Consider the following 26,171-nt stretch of genomic DNA (forward strand, 5'->3'; position numbering starts at 1 on the left):
AGGCCGATGGTGAAGCACACAGAGCCCGATCAGTCGCTGATCCAGATGCCTTCGTTGCGTGCGGTCAAGGCGTTCGTCGCGGCGGCGAAATACCTCAATTTCACCCGCGCGGCGGAAGCGTTGTGCGTCACCCAGGCGGCGATCAGCAAGCAGATTCGCGAGCTGGAAAGTTTCATGGGCGCGGAGCTGTTCATCCGTCATGGGCGTACCGTGCAACTGACCCCGGAAGGTGCGATCTTCTTCGATGCCGTGCAGTTGTCCCTGAGCAACATTTCCCAGGTGTCGGCGCGCATTCGCAGGCAAAACAAGGGTAAACGGGTCGTTACGCTGTGCTGCACGCCTGCATTTTCCGGGCTTTGGCTGACGCCTCGCCTGCCGCAGTTCCTCGCTGGCAACCCTGACATCGACCTCAATCTGGTGGTCACGCAGAATTTCGTGACGCTTGAGCCTGGCGTGCAACCGGACATCTTCGTCAACAAGCTGTCGAAGATTCGCGAAGGGTACAGCAGCCATCCACTGGCCTATGACGTCATCTACCCGGTCTGCAGCCCCAGCTTCCTGGCGCAGCATCCAGAGGTTGTCACCCTCGACGGCATCAGCCAGAGCGCATTGCTGAACTTGAGCCCCTACGGCCGCTCGCAGATCGCCGAGCACGTCGATTGGCACGTGTGGTTCGAGTACCACAATGTCGACCTGGGCACGCGCGTGGCGGCCGGGGCACAGCTGCTGCATTCCAACGATTACGGTTCGCTGGTGCAGTTGGCGGTCCAGGGGCAGGGCGTCGCCCTGGGCTGGCATTATCTGGTGAACCCGCTGATAGAGGAGGGGAAGTTGGTGCGCCCGGTGGCGCACGAACTGGTGCACAAGGACAGCCAGCATTTTTTGACATTCAATGAACAGAAGAAAGACGACGATGCCTGTTGCCGCTTGCGGGATTGGATATTGTCGAAGTTCTAGACATTGCTCAATGTTCAAAAGCTGCCGACATCGCACGCCATCTTGTCATTTGCCAAGGCGTTAGGCAGGGTCAATCCTACTGAGATCTCTGCGAAAGGAGTCACCCGATGTCAAAGCTCTATCCCAGTATCGATCCCGAGGGGCTGGTCGAGTACTCAGTGGTCTACACCGACCGCTCGCTCAACCACATGTCGCAGGCATTTCAAGGCGTGATGAAGAACATTTCCAGCACCTTGAAACAGGTCTACAACGCCCAGGCGGTTGCGGTGGTGCCGGGCAGCGGCACATTCGGCATGGAAGCGGTCGCGCGTCAGTTCGCCACCGGCCAGCAATGCCTGGTGGTACGCAACGGCTGGTTCAGTTATCGCTGGAGCCAGATCCTTGAGATGGGCAAGATTCCAGCGGCCACCACGGTGCTGAAAGCGCGACCGGCCGACACGGGTCGCCAGGCCGCCTACGCCCCGCCCCCTCTGAACGAAGTGCTGGCAGCCATCGAGGCGCAGAAGCCGCAAATTGTCTTCGCCCCGCATGTTGAAACCTCGTCAGGGATCATCCTTCCCGACGAGTACCTGCGGGCTGTCGGTGACGCCGTGCATGCGGTGGGCGGCCTGTTCGTGCTGGACTGCATCGCCTCAGGCACGCTTTGGGTCGATATGGAAAAATGCGCCGTCGATGTGTTGATCAGCGCACCGCAGAAAGGCTGGAGCGCCTCACCTTGCTGCGCCTTGGTGATGTTCAGTTCCTTGGCCCTTGAGCGCATCGAACAGACGCAGAGCAGCAGCTTCGCCTGCGACCTGAAAAAGTGGCTGCAGATCATGCAGGCCTACGAACAGGGCGGGCATGCCTACCACGCGACCATGCCCAGCGATTCCCTCGCGCGATTCAATGAAGTGATGAAGGAGACGCAAGCCTACGGTTTCGACAAGGTGCGCGACGAGCAGCAGGCGCTGGGTGATCGGGTGCGGGCAATGTTGACCGGCAAAGGCTTCAAAAGCGTGGCCGCTGTTGGCTTTCAGGCACCGGGCGTCGTGGTGAGCTACACCGATGATGCCGATATCAAGAACGGCAAGAAGTTTGCCGACCACGGCCTGCAGATTGCTGCCGGCGTGCCGTTGCAGTGCGACGAGCCGGCCGACTTCCAGACCTTTCGTATCGGTTTGTTCGGGCTCGAAAAGTTGCGCAATATCGAGCGCACGGTCAGCACCCTGGAGCAGGCACTGGACGAGGTGATGTGTTCGCCTTGAAATGTTCAGCGTTTGTGAGATCGAGCGCCGCCCGCGCGGCGCATCGCGGATAAAATCCGCTCCTACGTTTGTTTCTGGCCAGTAACGTCAGTGACAGACGCGCGCGAACGCCTTGTTTGTATGACTCGTTATCGCGTCAGGCACCAGGGCGGCCGCGCGCAAATGTCACTGATATAATTGGCCAGAAACAAACGTAGGAGCGGATTTTATCCGCGATGCGCCGCGCGGGCGGCGCTCGATCTCCTAGGCGCAGCCGATGTCATGACGATCGTCTGACGCTTGAACACGCTCATCACAGGATAACTCATGGACGAATTACCATTCTGGGCTGAAATCTCGATCAGCATTGCCGCATTTCTGCTCCTCGACTGGGCCGTCAGGCCTGAGCGCTTGCGTCACTGGCTGGGGATCATTTGCTGGTGGGTCGGCGTTGTGTCGATCTTCAACCCTTGGGGCTGGGTTTGCCTGATACTGGGCTGGCGATTGTGGTACCACTCGGATCGTCATCTGCCTGAATGACTTGCGCCTTTATCCATGAACAACCGACAAGGAACGTTGAATGCAACACCCAGGACGACTTTCACCCGATCAACATGAAGCATTCATGAACCGTTATGGCCCCGCATTCGCCGCAAGTACCTTGCTGTGCATGGTGGCAGCGGGAAGCGGGGTCGCTTTGTGGGGCGGCACTTACCTGCGTAATTTGCCGGATGGTTTGGCGTACATGCTAACGGGCGGAGTGACGTTGACATTGCTGTTCTCCGCTGGCCAGCTTGCGATGATTCGAGGCTTTCGCTGGGGGCTATGGCTCCTGTTACCGAGTCTGGTACTCCCCGCACTCACGGCGATCAGCTTGTTCGGCACCCGCCATGCCGGCGCAATGCAGATGGCCATTCTCACCGTGTCCTTGCTGGGCTTGCTGGTGCTGAACAGTAAACGTCATCGCGCCATGCGACAGCGCCTGATCGAGCTTCGCTTGCAGCGCGCCGGCATACTCCCGCCGACGCGTGTGGATGAATTCCCAGACGGCCCCCCGCCCCAAAAAGCCTGGTTCAGCACGTCAGTGCTGGTACTGGCCGCGCTTGTCGTCATGGGCAAGATCTACATGCTTTTTTGGGACTGATGCCCGTGTAAGGCAAAACGCGGAGCCAGCCGAACCGCCGCCGCTTCGAACGCCTGCTTCATCAGTTGGACGATCTCATCGCTGTGTTCGAACGACAGATAGATGCGCCCATACGGCGACGGCATCACCAGCAACCCTTCGGCACGTAGTGCCAGGTGCAGCGCCTGACTGAAGGCGGCATCGCCGAATGCAGCGGCTTCTTCATAGGTGGACGGCGCACGTTCGGAAGGCCAGATGGCGAACACGTTGCCGTAGCCGCTGGTGCTGACGGTGATGCCTTGCGCCTTGAAGATCGCTTGCACGGCATGGCGCAGGTGCTCGCCGCGCTCGATCAACTGACCGTAATCGGCCTGGTCCAGTTGCCCCAGCGTGCCGAGCACCGCTGCGCACGCCAGCGGGTTGCCGCTGAAGGTGCCGCCGCGCAGTACCTTGCCTTGCTCGAAACCTTCCAGAATGTGCGGTTTGCCGACGATGGCCGACACCGGCACGCCATTGCCGATAGCCTTGCCGACGCTGGCGATGTCCGGGTCCAGGCCGGCCTGGAGGCTGGCCAGCCCGGCATGCAGGCGAAAGCCCATCAGCACTTCGTCGCTGATGACTAGTGCGCCGTGGCGGTGGGCCACGGCCTGCACGTGTTGCAGGTAGCCCGGCAGGGGCATGATGCAACCCGCATTGGCGAGCATCGGTTCGAGAATCACGGCGGCAATGTCCGGGTCTTCTTCGAACAGGCGCTCGACGTCGTCGAAGTCGTTGAAGCGCAGCAGCGTGGTGCGGGCGGTGGTGGGGCGCTCGCCGTTGGCGAACGCAGCTTCGGGCGAGCCGACGTTGCCGAAGCTGACATCGTCGAACCAGCCATCGAAACCGGCCGCCATCTTGGCGATGCGCCCGCGCCCAGTGTAGGCGCGCGCGGCGCGGCAGGCCAGGTGCACGGCCTCGCTGCCGGAGTTGGTGAAGATCACCCGGCTCAGCGCGCCGGTATGGGCCGCCAGCGCACTGGCGGCGGCGTGCTCGCGCACGTGGGCCCAGGATGGCGAAGCGGAGTCGGCCAGGGCCTCGGCCACCTGCGCATTGACCTCGGTATTGGCATGGCCGAGCAGCACGGCACCGAAGCCCAGTGCAGTGTCGATGTAGCGGCGACCCCGGTCGTCCCACAGGCAGGGGCCCTTGCCGTTGCGGATGAACAGGGCCTCGCCGTCGAGTGCCGGGAGGATACGGGCGGCGCTGGAAACATCGCCAATGAGATTGCGCATGTGGACCTCTGTCTTGTTGTGCGGTTCTGGCCTCAGCGAGTGTTCCATGGGCTGCTGGCGAGCTTCTGTTCGAGGAAGTCGCGGAACACACGGATGCGGGGGCTGAGGTGTTTGCGGTTGGTGTAGATCATGTAGATCGGTTCGACGCTGTCCTGCGCATAGCTTTGCAGCAGGGGCACCAGGCGGCCTTCCTGAATGTCCTGGCCGATATGGAACTCGGCAAGGCGTACGACGCCGGCGCCGCCCAGCGCCAGGTCGCGCAGCAGGTCGCCCTGGGCGAAGGTGGCCTTGGGCACTACTGGCACGGTCACCTCCTGGCCATCGACCACGAAGCCCCAAGTGTTCCACGCGCTGCTGAAGCCGAAGGAAAAGCAGATGTGCTGCAATAGTTGCCCGGGGTGTTCTGGTGTGCCGTACGCGGCCAGATAGGCGGGCGACGCGCAGATGACCCAGCGGCTCTGGCCGATCTTGCGGGCAATGCGCGAGGAGTCGGGCAGCACGCCACTGTGGATGGCCACGTCCAGGCCCTGGTCAAATTGGTCGCTGAATTGTGCGCCGACCTGGATATCCACGGTCAGTGCCGGGTAGGCGCTGAGGAATTCCGGTAGCCAGGGGATGATTTGGTGCTTGGCGAAGGTGGTCATGGTGTGCACCCGCAGGGTGCCGCTGACGCGAGTGGGGAAGGCCTCGGCCAGCGAGTCGGCTTCGGCCATGGCGTTGCTCACCGCGCGAGCACTGACCAGGTAGGCGGCGCCTTCCTCGGTCAGCGTGAGGCTGCGCGTGCCGCGCTGGAACAGGCGAACCTGCAGGCGATCCTCCAGGCGCGAGATCAGCTTGCTGATGGCTGACGGCGTCATGCCGCAGGCACGCGCCGCAGCGGAAAAGTTGCCGTGTTCGGCGGCGCCCAGGAAGGCCAGCAGTTGAGTGTAGTTATCCATGTTCTGCCTCCGGTAATCAGCAGAATGCTGGCAGCGCCGCGTGGGGGTGGCAACTGGAGCGTTAAGTCAGCGAATGAACTGCTCGATGTAATCGTCGGGCAAACCCAGCGTCTTGTAGTGGGCGCGGGCGGTCTCCAGTTTGGTGAACACATCCTCGTAACCCACGGCCACGCCTTGCGGGTCGACATAGGTATAGCCGCCCTGCACGTGGAACCAGGTGATCATCTCTTCGACGTCTTCGGGCACGAACAGGGTGTGAGTTTCGCCTGGCGGCTCGAAAGCGAACGAACCTTCCTCGGCGATCCAGTCATGTTCCAGGTAGTACCAGCGGCCCTTGAGTACCAGCGCATGCACACCGCCGGTATGGCGATGGCGCGACAGCACACCGCTCTGGCGTACCCGCAGCAGATTGATGTAGTAACCGCCGGACACGCTCAGCAGCAGCGGCTTGAACGACACCGAAGCGGTGACAGGCACCCACAGCTGGTCGTCTTCGAGCCACGTGCCGAGGACGCCGGGGTGGACCATGTCGGGGGACATGAACGGCACTTGCGGCAGTTGGTAGGGGATGGCCAGTTCGTCAGGTTTTGGGGCGATGCTCATGGGGGCTTCCACAGTTGTTTTCTTGGAGTGCCCGGCCTGCGCGAGGCCGGGGTTGCAGTCAGGTTAGGGCTGCACTGCAGGGTGAAAAAGAGGTCGTTCGGCACAGTTGCTGTGACGGCTGGTCACGGTGTGCTGGCTTCGAACTGCAGCGCGCTGCGCTGGGCCGACAGTGCGGGTTGGCTCTTCTGCAGATAGGTGCCGATGGCTACCAGCACCGCTGTCAGCCCCAGGGTGCTGAGCAGCTCGGCCCGTTGCCCGGGGAACGCCGCCATGATCGCGAACACACTGACGATCAGGGCGATGGTGAACAGCGTCAGCCATGGGAACAGCCACATGCGCACCTCCAGTTGCTTGCCCAGCGCCACCAGCTTGCGGCGCATGCACAACTGGGTAATTGCGATCACCAGGTACATCAGCAGGGCCAGCGCGCCGCTGGTGGCCAGCAGGAACTGAAACACCTGTGCCGGCAGCAGGTAGTTGGCAGCCAGTGCCGCAAGCGCGGCGGCCGAAGTGAGGGCGACGGCCAACAACGGCACACCTTGAGCAGTCGTGCGTGACACTGCCTCGGGCGCATCGCCGCGGCGTGCCAGCGAGTAGGCCATGCGCGAAGCGGTGTAGATGGCCGAATTCAGGCAGCTGGTGACCGCCACCAGTACTACGATGCTCATGATCCCCGGCGCCCAGGGGATGTTCATTGCGCTCAGTACCGCCTGATAAGAACCCTGCGCCAGCCCCGGCGCATTCCACGGGATCAGGCACACCACCACGAACATCGAGCCGAGGTAGAACAGCCCCAGGCGCCATACCACGGCGCGGATGGCTTTCTTGATGTTGGCTTTCGGGTCACGCGATTCGGCGGCGGCGATGGTCACCACCTCGCTGCCCTGGAAGCTGAACATCGCCGTCAGCAGCGCAGCGACGATGGCCACATTGCCGTTGGGCGCGAAGCCCCCGTTGGCGTACAGGTTAGCGATACCACTGGTGGACGAGCCGGGCATCAGCCCGCAGATCGCCAGCACCCCGAGCCCGATGAAACTGACGATCGACACCACCTTGAACAACGACAGCCAGTACTCCAGCGTGCCGAACGAGCCGACGCTGAGGCTGTTGCAGGCGATCAGCACCAGCGTCATGGCGAAGGCGGTGAGCCAATGCGGCAAACCCAGCCAGTCACCGAGGATGTTGCCGGCGACGATGGCCTCGATGGCGATCACCAGCACATAGAACCACCAGTACAGCCAGCCGATGGAAAACCCCGCCCAGCGCCCGATGGCCTGGTCGGCGTACGAAGAGAACGAGCCCGTGTCGGGCCGCGCCGTGGCCATTTCGCCGAGCATTTGCATCACCAGCACCACGATCGCTGCCGCGATCACATAGGCCACCAATACCGCCGGCCCTGCGGCCGCGATGGCATTGCTGGAACCCACGAACAGCCCGGCGCCAATGACGCCGCCGATCGAGATCATCGTGACCTGCCTGCCTTTCAAGCCAGTCCCCAGCTTGTTGTTTGTCTTGTCTTGATCGCCACGCATCGGCTTGCACCTCGGTTGCACGCTTGTTGTTGTCATGGGCCGCTTGTGGTGCGGCCTTGCTGGGGTAGCTTACGGGGCGTGCTGGCGGGGGATTAGCGGTTGGGGCGGCATAGTGGGTGTGATGGGTGTTCACAGGTGAGCGAGTGAACCATGGTCAGCGCGGATTTTCAGGAGCTTCTTGCTGATGGCAGTACGGCAACGACCTGCTGCCATACAGCGTCGTTATATGTGGTGAATGTGGCAGTTAGGCACTGTTTATCTGCAGTCGGAAGACGAATGAAGTTGTTCCGATGCCGGGGCAGTCCTTGATTCAATGTCCATTTCAGGAGGCCAAGCTACTTTAGGCGCCAAGCGTGAGGCGAACTGGCACCAAAGTAGATCGTTGTGATCCTTGGGCTCACCGGCAGGGGGGAGTGCAGAGGGGCCTTCCTGCATATAGGCACAGATGTATGCCCAGGCATACTCATCTGCGCCCATCGTTGTAAGTTGAAAGCGATCAATCACGTGATTTGTGCCAGGACGAATAATTGAAAGGACCACCCCGCATTTGAAAATCAGTCCGCCATTAGGTAATGCCCCCCTCTGGGACCAACGCTCAGCTCTTACTTGAGACCAATCGTAAGTGACCGGTGTTATTCGTGATTTTTCAAGCGGATTCCACCAGTTATATACATAATTATAGGCGTAAATCTTTTTCCTTGCTCTGTTGAACCTGATGGGTTCGTCGCGTGGTGGGAATATGCTTAATTTGAGGCCATAAATGACGCACCAGATGTAACAGGTTGAAACCACGCCTAGCAAAGCTGAGGCCCCGAGGTAACCACTTGAAATGCTTATTGCTAAAATTATCGGAAGGGCTAGTCCTACTAGCGCCATGCATAATGTCATTAAAAATAGTAAATTCCTTAGTGATGTGGTTTTTCTAGGTGTTTCTAGATATATGTGGTCGACGTGGTTTGGCGTTATGCCTCCAAGCGACAGTGAGGTTTTGGGTGGTTCAGTTGGCAGCGTCAGATCTTCTGCCCACCCTGGACAAGGCGGATGTAATAAAGGTCGAGTCATAATGCTATCCTGTTGTTAATGCCTTTCGTCTCTACTCACGAGTTTTGCGTAGCCGGAATCATCGCTTTTGTCGGGCCAATAAATTAAGGTTAGACTGGTGGCTTGTATGTCATGGTTCTCGCGGAGCTTAATTCCCCCATGAATATTCAAGGTTCCGTTCTGCTTATTGTGTGTGGTCGTCGGCGCGTTTGGTTCTGGCTGTGCAAGTAAGCTGGTGGTCTCGCAAGATATCTCAATAATTGGCTTATTGCTGTTAGAGGATAAGGTTATTGGCTCGCCTTCTTTGTTTGCTCGATAAATTGTAATTTGCCATTCGTAATGTGATTGTGCGGTGTTGAATTGAGGCAGGTGGAATGAATATGCTAACTTGGTCGCTGCTGCAAGCGAAGCGTCGTCGCGAAGTGCGAGAGCCCGTGGCTCTGTGTCTTCTTGAGTGTGTAATGGCCGAAATTCAACCTGTACTGATACTTCAGCGTAGATACCGATAGTCGCTGCGTTTGCCGCACCGATAGCGTCGTCAAGATGTTTCGCTTCGACCCAGCGGCGCTGCTCGATTGGCATTCCCCATCGACTATCTCTGGCCCATAGTTCCAAAAGGTTCGATTCTTCATTTTTTGCAAGTATAGCAATTCCGTATGCAGTCAGCCCAGCTATTGCTGCAATTCCTAAAAGGCCAAGAAGTGAGCTTCCAGCAATGGCTGCGAATGCGCCGATAAATGTTGTGATAAGGGCCGCTGCGCCCGCGGTCGTATATAAGATGGCTGAGAGTTGATCGCCTTGTTTAATAGTTCTGATTGCTGCGTGAATGAATTGTTTGGCGTCTGTGATGTACGCTAGTGACGCAACTACGCCCCCAAGCTTAGTGAGGCTTTTTGCTAGTGTGGCAGTAGTACCCACTCCAGAAGCTACTTTCTCGGGGGCTAGAATCGCAGCTGCGAAACTCACCGATTCAATGCCCGCCCCCAGCGCGCCCAATGATGATGAGCCAATGGCTGCGAGAAGCTCCGAACGGATATGCGGGTTGTCCGCTAGCTTGTCATAATTTGTTCGCAAGCTGTCCTGGTGAAACCAGATACTCCCCAGGGCCAGTAACAAACCGGGCCCACTTGTGTTGGAAGCGGCACCCCGCAACCCACGAAACGCCTCACTCGCCAACTGCTGAGCCGCATCGGCGGTCAGCTTGACGCTCTCCATCGCGCGCACTGCGCTGTTTCGAAATGCCCCTTCGTCGATCGAAACTTCACGTAGCAACTCGCCCACACCACCTGCAGCACTTTCGCGCAAATTCTTCAAACGTGCCTGCAGGCTTTCCGCACTCTCCAGCGTCCACACCATCACATCTACCAGCTGCTTCCGGTTGCCAGCGGAGGCGATATGAATGGCGCCACTGAGGACCATTGCCCGCACCTTCCGACCTGCCGGCTTGCGGAACTGTTCATCCAACCGGTTCAAGTACGCGTCGGTACGCTCCTGCAAAGCCTCGTTGAGCACGCTCAGGTATTCGCCGAGGGTCAACGTGACCTTGATCTGGATAACCGGTTGGCCGGCGAATAACAGAAACGCAGAACTGTGGACGTGGCCAATCAGCTTCTTGGTTTCACCGGAGATATGCTGTCCCAAAGCGTTACCCGCGCTGGCGGTGGCGGCAAGGAGCTGGCCGATCGCATCCTGCACCGGCTTGATCATCAGCCTTTGGCCTTCTTGGCTGGTCAGGATCCCCTTGATCGTGTCATGCAGTTTGGAGGCGTCGTCGCCAATGAGGGCCTTTCCAAGTTGCGACAGTAGATCCTGATGTTTTGCGACCAAGGCCTGATACAAGAGACTTTTAGGGTCTTCAAGCAGTTGCTGCCACAACTCTTGCGTGGCGCCGAGTGGCGAATCTTCTGCAGGAGGCGCTTCGGTAGGGCCGCCGGCGAGGCAGGCCGACAACATGCGGATGAAGTATTCAGCTGACAGTAGATTGGTGACGCTGTAGTCGAAGTGGCCGATGCGTTGAAAGGCGCGCTGCGCGTAGAAATGGGTGTATTGGGCGCCAGCCTGATCAATCATCGATTGCCAATGGTCAAGCTCGCTGTCGTAGGCACGCTGGAAGGCGGCGCGCGCAGTTTCGTCGTACCGTTCCTCCAGGCGTTCCCGCGCTTCAATACGCTTGTGCTCGACGGCGCGTTCGCCGTGCGCTTGCACATCTACCTGCGGCAGAGGGGCCTTGGCTTTGAGAGGGCTGGCGTTCCAGCGCTCGACGTCCTGGGCATACTGGTCGGTATCTTCCAAGGCCTGGACAGCGGCCCTGGCCTGATTCAGTTCGCGAATGCCCAGCAACGCCTGGGAAGTGAAGTATTCGAAATGGCGCTGTGGCTCGGCGCGCCACTCCTGCATGGCCCGGACCAAGCCCGTGCGCTGTGCGTTGGCTTCCGTGACCATGCCGACGGGGTCGGGCAGGGTCAGCGCCAATACCCCGTTGTTCAAGGCTTCCTGCTGAATGATGGTGCGCACATGATTCCGGGTAGCCAGTGAGCGGCTTATGCGCGGGTAAAAACCGTGGGCGCTGATGAACTTGCCGGTGTGGGCCGTTGCATATTCCAGCACCTCGCTCAGCCCCAGCTCGGTCTCCGTCATGGCAATGCCAATGCTGCCGGGGTCGTTGCGTGCTGTGCCAAGGTCGAGCTCGATGAAGCGCTCGGTGCTGTCGGCCTCGCCGTTGACGATGCCCTGCTGGTAGCAGTCAAGTACATCGCGCGGCCAAGGATCGTTGGCGAAGGCGAGCCAGGCTTTGCTGAACAGTTGGGTATCGATGTTGATGAAGGACGCGACGACATCGTGATGCTGGGTTCGGCAAGCTTCCGCCAGCGGCCTGCCCGCGGCCAATGGCATCTGCGAAGCCGGGAACCGGCGCAGCGCGCCCTCTGGGGTCACTTGATAGGCATGCCAGATCGCCTTGTCTAACAGTACGTAGACATAGCCCTGACGCAGTGTTCGCAACTGGTTGGTGCGCATCTGTACATAGGTGATCTCGCTGTCGTGCGAAACACGGTAAGACTGGGTTTCCTGCGGGTGCGGCGCGTAAGCCTCGCGCAACAGCAGAATGGGCAGGCCGGAGCGCTCGCAGGCATTGCAGGTGCCGTAGGGGTTGGGGATTTCTTCCTGCGTGACGATGCTGATGGTTTGGCTGATGCTCATCAGTAGCTCCTTGCGGGTGGCAGTGCGGCGACGATCTGCCGCCAAGTCCCCGGAGAAAAATTTTTGCTTGTTGCCTGTAGGGTATTTCCCAACTTTTGATGATTGATTCGTTATTTCTGTAAGAGTGTTCCTACATTGTTTCGAGTATGCTGTGCATGGTTTGTTTTCCCTAAAAAACCATGCGCGGAAGAGATCTGATTGGTCGACCACAAAAGTGTGACTTAATATTTATTTGTACTGAATGGCTTTTGTGGGCTAGTCTCTCGGGGTTGGGTTTCCATGGGAGGTTTTCACGTCAGTCCTAACGTCCTCAGGGTGCTGTAATCTATTAGTTTAGAGTAAAAACTTAGAAAGTGAAGTTGGAGTTTCGTAAGCTAGATAATCTCGCGCTTCTTGTAAAAAGGATGAGTAAGCCTGAGCTCGGACGGCTAAGTGCGGAGGAGGCCTGCGCTTAGTTTTGAATGGTGGGAATAAATGATCAGTGATGAAAAGCGTACTGAGCGTTCAGGTCTCGAAGCTGTTTCTCGAAAATTCCAAGCGGCAGGAATTTTGTCATGACTAGCCGAATGGCTTCTGCGAAACGAACTTCTGTCGTGTCGCTTTTAATGCTGATGAGTGCGCTAGGCGTCTTTCCTCTGGATGTGATATTGCCTTCCTTTCCGGCGCTTGCAGCTAATTTCAGTGTCGAACTCAAGCAGATCGCTTTTTCGGTCAGTATTTTTGCAATAGGTATGGCTGTTTCGCAAGCGGTCATAGGGCCGCTATCCGATGTGATGGGTCGGAAGCGGCTATTGCTGGGAGGACTTGTTATTTCAATCATAGGCTCACTGGGTTGCGTGGCTTCTCAGCGCTATGAAGGGTTCATGATCTTTCGCCTGATACAAGCTATTGGGTGTGGCAGCTTTGTGCTCAGTCAGGCACTGGTGCAGGATATCTATCCTGAAAAGCAACAGAATGCATTGCGAATATTATTGCTTACCATCAGTGGGCTGCTTATTTCGCTATCCCCTTTGGTAGGCAGTGTGTTGCAGTTTTATATAGGCTGGGAAGGAAGTTTTTATGTGTTCAGTCTCTTGGCATTGATAGTATTAGTCATGTCGTTTTTGTTGTTGACTGAGAAGCCCGTGCATTATAGGTGGGTCGCCATGGCTAAAAACTTCAAGGCACTGGCAGTTGATCGGGGCTTCCTGGCGTATTGCACACTTTCAGCGTTGGCTTTTACTTGTCACTTCGCATTTGTGGTCGTATCACCTTTGCTGTTGATCGGCAGGCTGGGCTTGAGTGAATACCTTTTTGCAGTTGTATTTGTCGGCTATGGGGTGGCGTATGTAGTCGGTGGGCTGATCGCGGGAAAGTTGAACACCATGCTGCATCCCCGCTCTCAGATTGGCTACGGGCTGGCTTTGATTGGCCTTGCGGGACTGATATTGCTCCTGTGGTGTTCCGTTGAGGACTTGTCTGTCTTAAGTCTGATGGTGCCGGTGACGCTCAGTACAATCGGAGTAACGATAATCCGCCCCTCTGCTACCACCTGCGCATTGAGTAATCATTCTGAGCGTGCAGGTGCAGCGGTGTCAGTCAACAATACTCTGCTTTTTACTTTGGGAGGCGTAGTCAGCACGTTGATTGCGTCGGTTGAAATTGGATTGCCAATGGTCTTGGCATCGCTATTCATGGGTGTCAGCGTGGTGGGCGGTGGGCTGCTTTTTTATTATAGGAAACCGGTACGCCCAGCATGTGCGATTAATAGATAGACGCTTCAGCGGCCCGAGGTGTGCGAGGCAGAACCGCGGATTGCAGCTGCCTGCCAACGCCATGATCGAACCAGAGGCTACCGTCCACCGGGCGATCTTCGACAATACGCCCCGCGTCCAGCAATACCACCCGCTGGCAGAAGTACTGCACCAGACTCAGGTCGTGGCTGATCAGCACGAACGCGGTACCGCTTTCGTGACGGAGCGCCTCCAGCCGCTGCAGCAGCTGCAACTGCAGCACCCGGTCTAAGTTCGACAAGGCTTCATCAAGCACCACCAATCTGGGCGAAATCGCCAGCGCTCGGGCGATATTGGCGCGTTGCAGCTGCCCGCCACTGAGCTGGTGAGGCAGGCGCTCGGCATGCTCTTCACGTAGACCCAGCTGTTGCAACAGTGTGAGTACACGTTGCTCACGCGCGCAGCTGTCAAGGTCACTGAGGTGGCGCAGCGGCTCGGCAATGCTCCAGCCAATGCTGCGCTGCGGATTGAACGCACCAGGCGCATCCTGAAACACCAGCTGTATGGTGCGTTGAAAGTCCTGAGCCTGGCCGCCGCGCAGGCGGCTGACATCCTGGCCGGCAAAGGTCACCTGGCCGTGCGTGGGCTTTTCCAGCCCCAGCAGCAAACGGGCAAGCGTGCTTTTGCCGCTGCCGCTACTGCCCAGCAGCCCGACGGATTCACCGGCCTGCAACTCGAGTTGGATGCCATCGAGCACCTGCAACCAGCCGCGTCTGCCCAGCAATCCGCCCGTGCGGTAACCGTGGCCAAGTTGATCGACGTGCAGCAGGCTCATGGTTGGCTCCCGGTGAGGATCTGATGGGCTTCAAGCAGGGTGCGGGCGGTAACGCTGGCCGGTCGGGCGAACAGCCCATGAACTGTCTGCCGTTCGACGATGCGGCCTGCGTCCATCACCACCACGTGGTCCGCGCAGCGGGCAACCACGCCCATGTCGTGAGTGACCAGCAACACGCCTAGCCCATGCTGTTGAACCAGGTCCATCAGCAGGTCGAGAAAGCGCGCCTGGCTCAAGGCGTCGAGGTCGCTGGTGGGCTCGTCTGCCAGCAGGAATGGGGTCTCGGCCATCAGCGCCAGGGCGATCATCATGCGCTGCAGCATGCCGCCGCTCAGCTGGAACGCGAAGGCCTGCAGCACTCGCTCGCGATCATCCAGGCCAACGGCCTCCAGGCATTGAGCCATGCGCGCGCGGGCAGCGGCGCCGACGATGCCGCGCAGCTTGAGGGTTTCCTGGGCGTGGCTGGCCATGTTGCGCACCGGGTTGAATGCGCTGCGCGGGTTTTGCAGCACCAGGCTGGCCACGCGACCTCGTACGTGGGCGGCGGGTAGCGGCTGGCCGTCCACCAGCAACTGGCCCTGCGTGCGGGCCAGGCCTGCTGGCAGCAGGTCGAGCAGGCCCAGGCAACTGAGCGATTTCCCCGATCCGCTACTGCCGACCAAGGCACAGACTTCGCCGCGGCGCAGCTGCAGGTCGACGTTATCGACCAGTACGCCGGTGCGCCCTTCGATTCGCAACCCATGAAGCTCCAGCGTCGAATGTTCCACTCAGCGTACCTCCTGGGCGGGGTCCAGGCGGTCGCGCAGCGCATCGCCCAGCAGGTTGAAGGCCATCACCGAGAAAAAGATCATCAACCCAGGCAACAGCAGCAGGTGCGGGTGGGTCCAGATGAATTCCTTGGCATCGTTGATCATCACACCCCATTCGGCGGTGGGCGGGGTAACGCCGAGGCCTAGGAACGACAGCCCGGAGACATGCAGCATCATGTGCCCGATGTCCATGGTCGCCAGCACCAGCAAGGGGCCGGCAATGTTCGGCAGCACGTGCTGACGCAGGCGCGCCCAGCGTGAGGCTCCGGCCAGGCGTGACGCCAGCACGTATTCGCGACCGCGCTGGGCGATGACCATGCCGCGCACCATGCGCGCGTACCAGGCCCAGTGCGACAGGGCGATAGCGATGATCACATTGCTCAGGCCGGTGCCCAGCAGGGTGACGAAGAAGAACGCCAGAACCAGGGTGGGGAAGGTCATGAACATGTCGCACAGGCGCATCAGCAGTATATCGACCTTGCCGCCGACGAAGCCGGACACCCCGCCCACCAGCAGACCGAGGCACAGCACCAGGGCCAGGGTGAGCATCACGCTGCCCAGCGACAGCCTTGTGCCGACCATCAACCGAGACAGCAGGTCGCGGCCGAGGTGGTCGGTGCCCAACCAGTGGCTGCTGTCGGGCGGTAGCAGGCGCCGGCCAAGGTCGACCAGGTCAGGGTCATGCGGGGCGAGCCATTGGCCGAACAGGGCCAGCACGGCCAGCAAGCTGACCAGCACCAGGCCGACCACCAGGTTGGTGCGGCCAGCCAGGGCAGGGCGGCGCAGCAGGGTCAGGACACTCATGCGCTGGCCCCCTCAAGGCGGCTGCGCGGGTCGAGCCAGGCATAGCACACGTCCACCACCAGGTTGCAGACCATCAGCAAGCCGGTCAGCAGCAGGGTGAAACACTGCATCACCGGGAAGTCGCGGTTGAGCACTGCCGAGACGGCGAAGCGCCCGACGCCGGGCCAGGCGAAGATGGTCTCGATCACCAGCGCGCCGCCGATCAACTCGCCGATGTGCATGCCGGTGGCGGTAACGAAGGGCAGCCAGGCATTGCGCAGCACATGGCTACTCCAGACCCGACGCTCCGGCAGCCCGCGCGCGCGGGCATAGGTGACATGGCGCTGGCCGCTGGCTTCCAGCAAGCTGGCGCGCAGCAGGCGGGCATTGATCGACATCGACATCAGCGCAATCGCCAGCACCGGCATCACCAGGTGCGCGGCGCCTCCACGCCCCAGCGGTGGCAGCCAGCCGAGCCACAGCGAGAACAGCGCGATCAGCAGAAACGCCAGCCAGAAATTGGGCATGGACACACCGAGGAAGGTCACCGCGCGTACCGCGTGATCAGGCCAGCGCCCTTGCCAGCGCGCCGCCACCAGCCCCAGCGGGATCGACAGCAGCAGCGTGCAGGCCAGGGCCAGACCGCCCAGTTGCAAGGTGGCAGGGAGGTAGTAGAGCAGGTCGTCGAGTACCGGGCGGCCGGTCAGGTAGGACGTGCCGAAGTCCAGTTGCAGCGCCTTCCACAGCCAGCTCAGGTACTGCGCATACAGCGGGCGGTCAAGGCCAAGGGCATGACGCACCTCGGCGATGGCCGCGTCGGTCGGGGGAATATGCGACAGGCGCAGGTAGTCCAGCGCCGGGTCGGTGCTGCCCAGGTGCAGCAGCACGAACACCAGCAGCGACACGCCGAGCATCACCGGCACCAGCAGCACCAGCCGCAAGAAGATGTAGCGCAGCATGTCAGGGTTCCTGTTTCGGCGTCATGCGTTCGAAGGGCACGTCGAACAGCGTGCTGCCGAACTGTACGTGGGCCACCGAGTCGCGGCGCACGCTGATGGCGGTGAGGTAGGAGATGGGCAAGTAGACCGCCTGCTCATGCAACGTTGTGAGGATGAAACGGTACTGGTCTGCACGCTGTTGCGCGTTGGTGCTTGCCAACACCTGGCCGATGCGCTTGTCGAGTTCATCCTTGATCGCCAGGCCGCGCTGGGCCATGTAGTCGGCGTGCCCGGCGTAGCGCATGGAGCTGACGAACGAATGCGGGTCGTAGGGGGCGCCCCAGGTGTCGGCGAAGATCATGCCGAAGTCGCCGTCGCGCTGGCGGCGCACCAGGGCGCCTTCTTCCACGGCGCGCAGTTCGATGTGCATGCCGACCTTGGCCAGCTCGCCTTGCAGCACTTCGGCCAGGCTTTTCTGCAGGGCACTGGTGCCAAGGAACACCAACTCGATCGTTAGCGGCTCGCCGTTCTTGCTGCGCACCGTCGTGCCCGGGGCCAGGCGCCAGCCGGCGGCGTCCAGATCGCGAGCGGCGAGGGCAGGGTCGTAGGCGTAAGGTTTCAGGCCCAGATCGGCATACGGCATGTTCGGGGCGAACAATGTGTCGGCGCGGGGCTCGAGGCCGTAGAGGATCTTGTCGATGATCGCCTGTTTGTTCACCGCCTGGTTGATAGCCTGGCGCACCGCGAGGTCGCGGGTGGCCCCGCGGCCGGTATTCATGGCCAGAGTGCGGGTGGCCAGCGGCGCCGACAGGGCGGTGGCGAAGCCTTGATCGCGCAGGCGCACGAAGGTGCCGGCGGTGATCTCGCCCGCTGCGCCCTGAATCAGTTCCAGTTCACCGGCCTGCAGGGCCAGGGCACGGCTGTTGGGGTCCGGGATGACCTTGACCAACACTTCGCCATAGGCTGGCTTGGGGCCCCAATACAAAGGGTTGCGGGCAAAGCGGTCGTATTCGCCCAGGCGTGAATCGACGCGCATCCACGGTCCGGTACCGGCGGGCTCACCCGGTTTGGCCTGCGGCGAGGCGAAGCGTAGCGGGCGCACCTGGGCCAGTTCCATCAGCGTCGGGTAGTAGGGGTGCTTGAGCACCACGCGCAGGGTCAGCCGATCCGGGGCTTCGACATGGTCGAGGGTGGTGACCAGTTCCATCCAGCGGTGGCGTTGGCTGTTGGCCAGGACCGCATCCAGGTTGGCTTTGGCCGACGCAGCGTCGAACGGCGTGCCGTCACTGAAACGTACCCCATCGCGCAGAGTGAAGGTGTAGACCTTGCCATCGTCGGACACCTGCCAGGCCGTGGCCAGCCAGGGCTCGACAGTGCCGGATCCGCTGTAGCGCACCAGCGGCTCATACACCATCGCCTGGGCGTACATCTGGTTAGGGGCGTAGCCGCGAGGGTCGAGGGGGCCGGCATTGACTGGCCAGGAGTACACCAGCGTGGGGGCCTCGTCAGCGTGTACAAACGCGCTTGCAGCCATCAGCAAGAAACCCCAGAGGGCGGTTTTTCGTTTACCGGGTTGCTGCCTCACATGGGGTCCTCCATCTCAACGGAGGCGGTAGGCTAGAGAGTGGAGGGGGGGATGTCTATGTAAAGTTATCTTGCCGGAAGTAACAAAATGCGACACGCGCAACGTCTATTCCGGGCATCTCATGAAGCATCTGGGCAGACACGGTCTGCGGCGAACCTGGCATTTCTGCCAGTAGTCACACTTCACCCACCGTTATAGGGTCGAGGCCAAAGAAGAGGCCAACCTGAGCGAGTTGCAATGGCATGTCTTGGCCACTTCCCAGACCAACATGGAAGTGACAGGCATGAGCATTACGAGTGTGCACTGGCTGGCATTGCTGGTAGTCCTATCCAGTTGCAGTACCGAGGTGTCAGGCGCTTTGCGCATCGACAGTCTGACGATGAATGGCCGAGCCGTTGCAAGTGATTCTCCCCAGCGGTGCATGCACGTTCGGGGTATGACCAGGGTCAACCCCACCGTTGTGCACAACGGCACCGACCTTTCGCCGCTGCAGGTCGAGCGCACTGCACGCTCGCTGTGCTTCACCCTGAAGGATGGCAGTGTCAGTGGGCCGATCTGGTTACGCGAAGGTGTGCGGACCAGCAATGTGGTATGGCTCACCACCCGTCAAGGCAGGATTCTCTCTTCAAGTGACGCCCTGGTGAAGATTGCCGATCATGTTGTGACTTCGCTGGATCTGCTCAGCGTGATCCTGCAGGAGGACACTGACGGGTTTGAGTCAGCGCGCAACATCGCTCGCCACTATGACATGGAAATCGTCGGTGCGATTCCAGCCCTGAATGTCTTTCAATTTCGCCTGCGGGCCAGGTCGGTAGGCGAGCGCAATGCGCTGTTGAACCGGTTGGCGATAGATGCTGCTGTGGTTGGGGTTGTGGTGGAAGACGACAACTTGCAGGCGCCGGAAGATCCCGAACGGGTCATTGACCCACCTGATCGGGAAGGTTGGGTCGCCAACAACTTTCACCAGGCAGTCGAGATCTACGCGCGTTACCTTGGTGAGCCCGGCCGAGAAAAGCTGCTGAGCAGGGTCATGGTCGGTGTGATCGAGCAAGGGGTTGATTTTGACGCAGTCGACTTCGCGGAATTTGCGCGGCCATGCGGGGGCGTCGCTGTCTGCCTTTATGCTCGCCATAGCCCGGCGGCCAATGGCATGGTTCGATTGTCTCGGGCATCCTGGCCGCCCGCCTTTATCCAAATGGGCATCTGGCCTTTCTGAGCCGCTTGGGTGCAGCAGGAGGACGCTTCGATATCGTTGTGAACCGTGGTTCGGCCATGGGCATTACAGGGCGTATCGCGGCTTCGGTAAACCTTGTCGAAGACGGCGCTCGAGTGCTCAACTGGAGTTGGGGAGTGCATCGGACGGACACCTTCGACCGCGAAGGAGGAGCTATCGTTAATAACGTCCGATCGAACCTGGCCATGTTGGGTTATGAACGGCTGCTCGAGCGCTATTTCCATTGGCTGCAACGTCATCATCCGGACGTTGTGGTGGTCAATTCAGCGGGAAACAGCGCGTCGACTACCGACGACCACCTCCCGGCATCATTGGATTTCGGCCAGCTTCTCGTGGTTGGCGGGCACCAGCGCAACCCGTTGGCGCAGAACGTTGCCGAGCCTGGTTTTGCCGCGCCACGGGATGGTTCGAACAGGGGTGAGCGTGTCGACATCTATGCTGCGACGTGCCCACGCCAGCCACGCTCTACGACGCGCCAGGTCGGTAAAGGCGGGGGCTGTGGTACCTCCTACGCCGCTGCGCTGGTGACGGGCGTGGTGGCAGCGATGATCTCGATCAACCCTGATCTCAAACCTGAGCAGATCAGATCGCTATTGAAACGAAGTGCCTGGCGGTTGACTTCCGATCACCACCGCGAGGGAAAGCTCGCGCGATTGAACATGTACCGAGCGCTGGTGCTGGCCAATGAGAGTCTTCGTGAGAAGGATTTGTAGCGATTTTTTACGGACTTTTTACGACGTACCACGGGGTCTGAAAGGATACTTACCGCACTTTTTACCTCCCCCAGCCGGGCAGAGCCACCGTGCAGAGAAGTCATCCGTGAGTGCAACAACCACCGCCGCCAATCATTCCAACCCCGCCGCCAGCTCAGGCATCGGCCTGCTCATCGCCGCCGTAGGAGTGGTGTATGGGGACATCGGCACCAGCCCGCTGTACACCCTGAAAGAAGTGTTTTCCGGCCACTACGGTGTGCAGCCCAGCCACGATGGTGTGCTGGGCATCCTGTCGCTGGTCTTCTGGTCGCTGATCTGGGTGGTGTCCATCAAGTACGTGCTGTTCGTGCTGCGCGCCGACAACCAGGGCGAGGGCGGGATCATGGCGTTGACCGCGCTGGCGCGGCGGGCGGCGGCGCCGTTTCCGCGGTTGAGCCGGGTGCTGGTGCTGCTGGGGCTGTTCGGCGCTGCGCTGTTTTACGGCGACAGCATGATCACCCCGGCGATTTCCGTGCTTTCAGCGGTCGAGGGCCTGCAACTGGCATTCGACGGGATCGACCACTGGGTGGTGCCCGTGGCGGTGGTCGTGCTGGTCGGGCTGTTCCTGATTCAGAAGCACGGCACGGCGCGCATCGGCATCTTGTTCGGGCCGGTGATGGTGGTGTGGTTCGTGGTCCTTGGTGCTCTAGGGATCCATGGCATCGTGCAGCGCCCAGAGGTGCTGCAGGCACTTAACCCGGCCTGGGCGGTGCAGTTCTTCATCGTCCACCCGGGCATCGGCGTGGCCATCCTCGGGGCCGTGGTGCTGGCCCTGACCGGTGCGGAAGCGCTGTACGCCGACATGGGCCATTTTGGCCGCAAACCGATTGCCCGCGCCTGGTTCATGCTGGTGTTGCCCGGGCTGGTGCTGAACTATTTCGGCCAGGGTGCGTTGATCCTCGGCAACCCCGAGGCGGTGCGCAACCCGTTCTACCTGCTGGCGCCGAGCTGGGCCTTGCTGCCGATGGTCGCGTTGTCGACCCTGGCCACCATCATCGCCTCGCAGGCGGTGATTTCCGGTGCCTTTTCCCTGACTCGCCAGGCCATTCAGTTGGGCTACGTGCCGCGCATGTTCATCCAGCATACCTCCAGCGAGGAGCAGGGGCAGATCTACGTCGGCACGGTGAACTGGGCGCTGATGGTTGGTGTGGTGTTGCTGGTGATCGGTTTCGAATCTTCCAGCGCGCTGGCCGCCGCCTATGGCGTGGCGGTCACCGGCACTATGCTGATCACCACCTTGCTGTCCTCGGCGGTGGTGCTGCTGGCATGGAAAACCCCGCGCTGGCTGGCCATTCCCATGCTCCTTGGCTTCCTGCTGGTGGACAGTCTGTACTTCGCGGCCAATGCGCCGAAGATCATCGACGGCGGCGCGTTCCCGGTGATCGCCGGGGTGTTGCTGTTCATCACCATGACCACATGGAAGCGCGGGCGGAAAATCATCGTCGAGCGCCTGGACGAAACCGCGCTGCCGCTGCCATTGTTCATCAGCAGCGTTCAGGCACAGCCGCCGCACCGGGTGCAAGGCACGGCGGTGTTCCTCACCGCGCGCAGCGACGCGGTGCCCCATGCGTTGCTGCACAACCTGCTGCACAACCAGGTCCTGCATGAACAGGTAGTGCTGCTGACCGTGGTGTCCGAGGATGCGCCGCGCGTCAGTGCCGGGCAACGCATCGAGGTCGAAGCCTTTGGCCACGGGTTCTTCCGCGTCAGCCTGCATTTCGGCTTCATCGAAGAGCCGGACGTCCCCCTGGCTCTGGCCCAGTGCCAGCGCGCCGACCTGGACTTCAGCCCGATGCGCACCACCTACTACCTGAGCCGGGAAACCGTGGTACCCACCACGCGCATCGGCATGGCGAAGTGGCGTGAGCACCTGTTCGCGTTCTTGCTCAAGAATGCCAACAGCAACCTGAAATACTTCAAGCTCCCGCTCAACCGGGTGATCGAGCTGGGCACTCAAGTGGAAATGTAAGAGCTGTCATAACGCAATCGCGGATAAATCCGCTCCTGCATTGGTTGCTGTAGGAGCGGATTCATCCGCGATGCGCCGCGCAAGCGCCGCTCGATTTCCTAGGCGCTACGAATGCCCAAGGCTGATGACCATCCAAATGGCCATCAGCCTGTCGCAGTTCAGTCCGCAGTCTGCTCAACGGCCGCATCGGCGACGGGAGCCGCGGCAGGTGCTTTCGACTTCGCACGATTGCGTCGGTCCTGGCTGCGTTGCCGCGAAGCCTGCTGCTTGGCATGCAGCGCCTGGGCGGCGGTCACCGTACCAGCCGGTTGCCCGTTCAAGTCCAGGCGTGGCGCATCTTCCACCATGCTTGCCCAGTATCGGTTTCCGCGGCACCAGGTGGAGATGCCCAGCTTGAGCTGTTCGCGGGTGATGCCGAGCAGTTCGAGGTGTTGCTCGGCATCCTTGAAAATGCCTTCTTTGAGCGGAACCTTGGGCGCGGGGTTGACCGGGAAGGCCAACGGAAAATGCTTCTGCAATGGCCAAATCGCTGCCACCGCCGGATCCACCTCGCGAGGCTTCACAGGCGCAGAGGGCTTGCGCTTGCGCGGCGGTGCGCTCTCGGCCTTGGTCTGCTGTTTTTCAGCCCGCAGGCGGTCACGTAGTTCAGCTAGTTGTTCAAAACCCATCGTTCATTTCACTGCTATGAAGTTGTTCGCGTGGGCAAGGATAAGCCATCTAGCGTTCGGCAGCAGAAAAAAGGACGAATCGCCGCTAATTTTCGTGGAAACGCCGGCTGGCTTCCGTCGGCCAGACGGTCGTGTCGGATCATCGTGACAGGGCTATCGTTGCTTGTCTGGGCAACGACTATCAACCGAGGGCGGCGCCAATGAACACCAGTGATCTGCTCGAACAGTTACTGCGGGCCGGACAAGGCTCGCAAGCACAACAAGGACGCGGCGGCCTGTCATCGCAGGACGGCATGGGCGGCTTGGGTGGCTTGCTTGGCGGGCTGCTCGGCGGCGGCAGTTCAACCGCTGGCGGTGGCGGGCTGGGTGGTTTACTGGGTGGCTTGTTGGGCGGAGCGGGTGGCGGCAATGCGGGCGGCTATTCCCAAGGGCGCTCCACGGGTGGCACCAACTACGCAGCTTTGGCATCGCTGGGGATGATGGCCTTCCAGGCCTATCAAAGCTGGCAGCGCAGCCAGGCCGCAGCACCGCAACAGGCGGTGCGTACCGTCGATCAATTGTCCGGCCCCGAGGCCGATGACCACAGCCATGCCATCCTGCGCGCGCTGATTGCCGCCGCCAAGGCTGACGGTCGCATCGACCAGCAGGAAGAGCAGTTGATCTACGCCGAAATCAAACGTCAAACCAGCGACCCGCAACTGCAGCAATGGCTGGATGAAGAAGTCAGCAAGCCACTCGATGCTGCAGAGGTGGCGCAGTCGGCTCGGGACCCGGCCATGGCTGCGGAAATGTATCTGGCCAGCGTGATGCTGGTGGATGATCAGCAGGATGCAGAGCGGGCCTACCTTGATGAACTGGCCGGCGCACTGCAACTTGATCCTGCCTTGCAGGTGCGTTTGGAGGAGCAGGCCAAAAGCGCAGCTTCGGGTCGTACCTGAAAAACAGCGACGTACGAACGTCTAAGGTGGAGTGGCCGCTGCAAGGCCTCGACCGCTGCTGCTCTTTCGGGAAGGACCCATGAGAAGACGCTTCGTAATAGAATTGCCAATCACTTTTTCACAGCTGCGACTGAGTAGTCTGGTTGCGCTGCTGTCGCTCGCTGCGGCCCCAGCGCAGGCCGATCTGGAGATACTGGGCCGGGCAGATATTCCTCGTCAGAGTGAAACATCCGTCCGCCCACCGCCTAAAGCCAGTTTCCCAAGTCTGGAGCAGACTACTGCCAGCGTAGAAGGCGCTAAGGGAATGGGCGGGATTTTCAGCCAGAAGCCCACCTTCGCGTCGCCTTCCAGGGCGGCTATCGAGCAGCTCGATTGCAAGCTTGCCACCGAGGCGCCCGCCGGTGTCGAACGCAAGGACGGAGGCCTCAATGGTGTCATGTCGGTTTATGCCTGTGGCGCAGCCCATGTTGTCACTTATGAATATGACTACGCGGCTGCACTTACTCAGCGGGTACGGGTGTTTGACGATGACTTCGCCAACCACGGTGACCCGCACCATCCATTGATCAAGAGGAGGACGGTTACCAGGGAAAAGATACGCATGACTCACCTGCGCTGGCTCAATCAAAAAAACCAGATCAGCTATGAGGTCTACACACGCGCTTCGCACACGGACGCTGAAGCACTTGAGCAGGGCCTGGAATCGGTAATGAGGGCTACCGCGATGAAACTGCGCGACACCGAAGGACGATCGCCTGCCATGACGCGCTGATGATTCTCGGAAGGGAGGTAGCCAAGGCGGCAGATCGGCGGGCAAAAGAAAGCCCGCTGCTAGGCGGGCAAGGTCTATCACGTAGGGATAGCTTGAGTATCCCTGTGATGGCGTGAAAATTGAGTGAAAGAAAAGTCCTCACAATGTGATTCACACCAATTTGATTGTTGAATGTACCCTTGAAGACATAGTGCATTGCAGAAAAAGGAATATCCAATGCGTACTGCAATGATCTTTATGGCGATCGCGGCGACATCGTCGTTGATGTCAGCGCCGCTGCTGGCGGCTCCCGCCCAGCGTCCTAAATCAAGCCTGCAGCGTATTTCAGTCCAGGTGGAGGGCTCTGGCCCGGACATCATACTCATTCCGGGACTGGCGTCGTCCCGGAATGTATGGGCTGATTTGGCTCTCAAGTTACGGCAGAGCCACCGCCTGCACCTGGTACAGATTGCAGGTTTTGCCGGCGCGCCTGCCGTGCTCGATGAAGAGGGGAAAGTGGCCGCTCCGGCGGCCGAAGCTGTAGCTGAATACATCCGCACTCAGCGCATCGAGGCGCCCGCGATCATCGGTCATTCTCTGGGAGGAGAGGTTGCATTGATGTTGGGTGCTCGCCATCCCGACCAGGTGGGGCCGTTGATGGTCGTCGATGCATTGCCCTTCTATACGTTGCTGATGAACCCTTCGGCGACCAGCGAAACCGCTGCACCGCACGCCGCTGCAATGCGTGATTCGCTGTTGTCGGCATCGCCGGAACAGGCCGCGGCCATGCAGCATGCCGCCATTGCACGTCTCGTCAAAACCGAAGCAGTCAGGGACGACTTGGCCGCAGCGGGAATCAGCTCAGATCGCAAGACCGTGTCGGATGCCGTGTATGAATTGATGGTCACCGACCTGCGTCCTGAGCTCAGCCGCATCAGGGTGCCGGTCGAAGTCGTGTATGCCTATGACGCCTTGTATGGCGTGCCTGCATCCGCTATCGATGCGATGTACCGTCAGGCCTACGCCACGAAACCTGACATCCATTTCACGCGTGTCGACGGTAGTTTCCACTTTGTCATGCTTGATCAGCCGGAACGGTTCGCCAGTATCGTTATGGAATTTCTCGATGAGTGAACGGCCTCTGCCTCAATGCCAGAGGCGTCTATGGGGCGACGGTGCGATTCATGAGTGACCGCTTTTGACCCTTTGCGGACGCTCGCCATGACATCGTCTGCGCCTATGAGATCGAGCGCCGCCCGCGCGGCGCATCGCGGATAAAATCCGCTCCTACGTTTGTTTCTGGCCAATTAT

Annotated in this window: 23 protein-coding genes; 11 read left to right on the plus strand and 12 right to left on the minus strand. The window is 60.2% G+C overall.

The window, feature by feature from the left end; translation table 11 throughout:
• The first annotated feature begins 6 nt into the window (after positions 1-6).
• The 4 genes from ACIPZF_RS02695 to ACIPZF_RS02710 all read left to right on the plus strand — a co-directional run bounded on the left by ACIPZF_RS02695 (position 7) and on the right by ACIPZF_RS02710 (position 3,324).
• Positions 7-957, plus strand: coding sequence for a LysR family transcriptional regulator (locus ACIPZF_RS02695; protein ID WP_400794955.1), 951 nt, complete (start codon positions 7-9; stop codon positions 955-957).
• A 107-nt stretch (positions 958-1,064) separates the two neighbouring features.
• The gene (locus ACIPZF_RS02700; protein WP_400794957.1) at positions 1,065-2,201 is read left to right on the plus strand and encodes an alanine--glyoxylate aminotransferase family protein; all 1,137 of its coding nucleotides are present in this window, start codon (positions 1,065-1,067) and stop codon (positions 2,199-2,201) included.
• Between the two features lie 306 nt (positions 2,202-2,507).
• On the plus strand, positions 2,508-2,720 hold the full coding sequence (locus ACIPZF_RS02705) for a hypothetical protein (protein WP_400794959.1): 213 nt from the start codon (positions 2,508-2,510) through the stop codon (positions 2,718-2,720).
• A gap of 40 nt (positions 2,721-2,760) precedes the next feature.
• On the plus strand, positions 2,761-3,324 hold the full coding sequence (locus tag ACIPZF_RS02710) for a hypothetical protein (protein ID WP_400794960.1): 564 nt from the start codon (positions 2,761-2,763) through the stop codon (positions 3,322-3,324).
• On the opposite strand, the gene ACIPZF_RS02715 is transcribed toward ACIPZF_RS02710, so the two are convergent.
• The 6 genes from ACIPZF_RS02715 to ACIPZF_RS02740 form a co-directional block, all read right to left on the minus strand.
• Positions 3,303-4,574: an aspartate aminotransferase family protein gene (locus ACIPZF_RS02715; protein WP_400794962.1), complete on the minus strand. Its 1,272-nt coding sequence runs from the start codon at positions 4,572-4,574 to the stop codon at positions 3,303-3,305. The genes ACIPZF_RS02710 and ACIPZF_RS02715 overlap by 22 nt on opposite strands.
• Positions 4,575-4,606: 32 nt before the next feature.
• Positions 4,607-5,512 (minus strand): LysR family transcriptional regulator, encoded by a 906-nt coding sequence (locus tag ACIPZF_RS02720; RefSeq protein ID WP_400794963.1) that lies wholly within the window; start codon positions 5,510-5,512, stop codon positions 4,607-4,609.
• Positions 5,513-5,578: 66 nt separating this feature from the next.
• On the minus strand, positions 5,579-6,115 hold the full coding sequence (locus ACIPZF_RS02725; protein ID WP_400794965.1) for a 2,4'-dihydroxyacetophenone dioxygenase family protein: 537 nt from the start codon (positions 6,113-6,115) through the stop codon (positions 5,579-5,581).
• Positions 6,116-6,237: 122 nt separating this feature from the next.
• Complete coding sequence (locus ACIPZF_RS02730; RefSeq protein ID WP_400794966.1) at positions 6,238-7,647, minus strand: amino acid permease; 1,410 nt, start codon at positions 7,645-7,647, stop codon at positions 6,238-6,240.
• Positions 7,648-7,902: 255 nt separating this feature from the next.
• Positions 7,903-8,709 (minus strand): DUF6708 domain-containing protein, encoded by an 807-nt coding sequence (locus ACIPZF_RS02735; protein ID WP_400794968.1) that lies wholly within the window; start codon positions 8,707-8,709, stop codon positions 7,903-7,905.
• A gap of 15 nt (positions 8,710-8,724) precedes the next feature.
• Positions 8,725-11,886, minus strand: coding sequence for a T6SS effector BTH_I2691 family protein (locus ACIPZF_RS02740; RefSeq protein ID WP_400794970.1), 3,162 nt, complete (start codon positions 11,884-11,886; stop codon positions 8,725-8,727).
• A gap of 554 nt (positions 11,887-12,440) precedes the next feature.
• Here ACIPZF_RS02740 and ACIPZF_RS02745 point away from each other — a divergent pair.
• Positions 12,441-13,640: a Bcr/CflA family efflux MFS transporter gene (locus ACIPZF_RS02745; RefSeq protein WP_400794972.1), complete on the plus strand. Its 1,200-nt coding sequence runs from the start codon at positions 12,441-12,443 to the stop codon at positions 13,638-13,640.
• On the opposite strand, the gene nikE is transcribed toward ACIPZF_RS02745, so the two are convergent.
• Genes nikE through nikA form a run of 5 tightly spaced genes read right to left on the minus strand, consistent with a single transcriptional unit; the run spans position 13,630 to position 18,497 of the window.
• Positions 13,630-14,433 carry a nickel import ATP-binding protein NikE gene (gene nikE, locus ACIPZF_RS02750; RefSeq protein ID WP_400794974.1) on the minus strand — a complete coding sequence of 268 codons (804 nt, stop codon included), beginning with the start codon at positions 14,431-14,433 and terminating at the stop codon, positions 13,630-13,632. The genes ACIPZF_RS02745 and nikE overlap by 11 nt on opposite strands.
• Positions 14,430-15,200: a nickel import ATP-binding protein NikD gene (nikD, locus tag ACIPZF_RS02755; RefSeq protein ID WP_400794976.1), complete on the minus strand. Its 771-nt coding sequence runs from the start codon at positions 15,198-15,200 to the stop codon at positions 14,430-14,432. The genes nikE and nikD overlap by 4 nt, the downstream gene beginning before the upstream one ends.
• Positions 15,201-16,046 (minus strand): nickel ABC transporter permease subunit NikC, encoded by an 846-nt coding sequence (gene nikC, locus ACIPZF_RS02760; protein WP_400794978.1) that lies wholly within the window; start codon positions 16,044-16,046, stop codon positions 15,201-15,203.
• Positions 16,043-16,984 (minus strand): nickel ABC transporter permease subunit NikB, encoded by a 942-nt coding sequence (gene nikB / locus ACIPZF_RS02765; RefSeq protein ID WP_400794980.1) that lies wholly within the window; start codon positions 16,982-16,984, stop codon positions 16,043-16,045. Before nikB ends, nikC begins: the two co-directional genes overlap by 4 nt.
• 1 nt (position 16,985) lies before the next feature.
• Positions 16,986-18,497 carry a nickel ABC transporter substrate-binding protein gene (gene nikA, locus ACIPZF_RS02770; RefSeq protein WP_400794981.1) on the minus strand — a complete coding sequence of 504 codons (1,512 nt, stop codon included), beginning with the start codon at positions 18,495-18,497 and terminating at the stop codon, positions 16,986-16,988.
• Positions 18,498-18,984: 487 nt separating this feature from the next.
• On the opposite strand from nikA, the gene ACIPZF_RS02775 reads away from it, so the two are divergent.
• The 3 genes from ACIPZF_RS02775 (at position 18,985) to ACIPZF_RS02785 (ending at position 22,503) form a co-directional block, all read left to right on the plus strand.
• Positions 18,985-19,764 (plus strand): hypothetical protein, encoded by a 780-nt coding sequence (locus ACIPZF_RS02775; RefSeq protein ID WP_400794983.1) that lies wholly within the window; start codon positions 18,985-18,987, stop codon positions 19,762-19,764.
• Positions 19,752-20,495, plus strand: coding sequence for a S8/S53 family peptidase (locus tag ACIPZF_RS02780; protein WP_400795024.1), 744 nt, complete (start codon positions 19,752-19,754; stop codon positions 20,493-20,495). Before ACIPZF_RS02775 ends, ACIPZF_RS02780 begins: the two co-directional genes overlap by 13 nt.
• A gap of 106 nt (positions 20,496-20,601) precedes the next feature.
• Complete coding sequence (locus ACIPZF_RS02785; RefSeq protein WP_400794985.1) at positions 20,602-22,503, plus strand: potassium transporter Kup; 1,902 nt, start codon at positions 20,602-20,604, stop codon at positions 22,501-22,503.
• Between the two features lie 158 nt (positions 22,504-22,661).
• Here the strand turns inward: ACIPZF_RS02785 and ACIPZF_RS02790 are convergent, their stop codons facing one another.
• Positions 22,662-23,171 carry a ProQ/FinO family protein gene (locus ACIPZF_RS02790; protein ID WP_400794987.1) on the minus strand — a complete coding sequence of 170 codons (510 nt, stop codon included), beginning with the start codon at positions 23,169-23,171 and terminating at the stop codon, positions 22,662-22,664.
• Positions 23,172-23,371: 200 nt separating this feature from the next.
• Here ACIPZF_RS02790 and ACIPZF_RS02795 point away from each other — a divergent pair, with 200 nt between their 5' ends.
• From ACIPZF_RS02795 to ACIPZF_RS02805, 3 genes are all read left to right on the plus strand, one after another.
• The gene (locus ACIPZF_RS02795; RefSeq protein ID WP_400794989.1) at positions 23,372-24,109 is read left to right on the plus strand and encodes a tellurite resistance TerB family protein; all 738 of its coding nucleotides are present in this window, start codon (positions 23,372-23,374) and stop codon (positions 24,107-24,109) included.
• 79 nt (positions 24,110-24,188) lie between these two features.
• A complete protein-coding gene (locus ACIPZF_RS02800; protein ID WP_400794991.1) occupies positions 24,189-24,881 on the plus strand; it encodes a hypothetical protein in 693 nt (230 codons plus the stop codon).
• Positions 24,882-25,097: 216 nt separating this feature from the next.
• On the plus strand, positions 25,098-25,994 hold the full coding sequence (locus ACIPZF_RS02805; RefSeq protein WP_400794993.1) for an alpha/beta fold hydrolase: 897 nt from the start codon (positions 25,098-25,100) through the stop codon (positions 25,992-25,994).
• The last annotated feature ends 177 nt before the right edge of the window (positions 25,995-26,171 follow it).

Origin of the sequence: Pseudomonas sp. NPDC089752 (assembly GCF_044748725.1) — a bacterium.
Lineage (GTDB): Bacteria > Pseudomonadota > Gammaproteobacteria > Pseudomonadales > Pseudomonadaceae > Aquipseudomonas.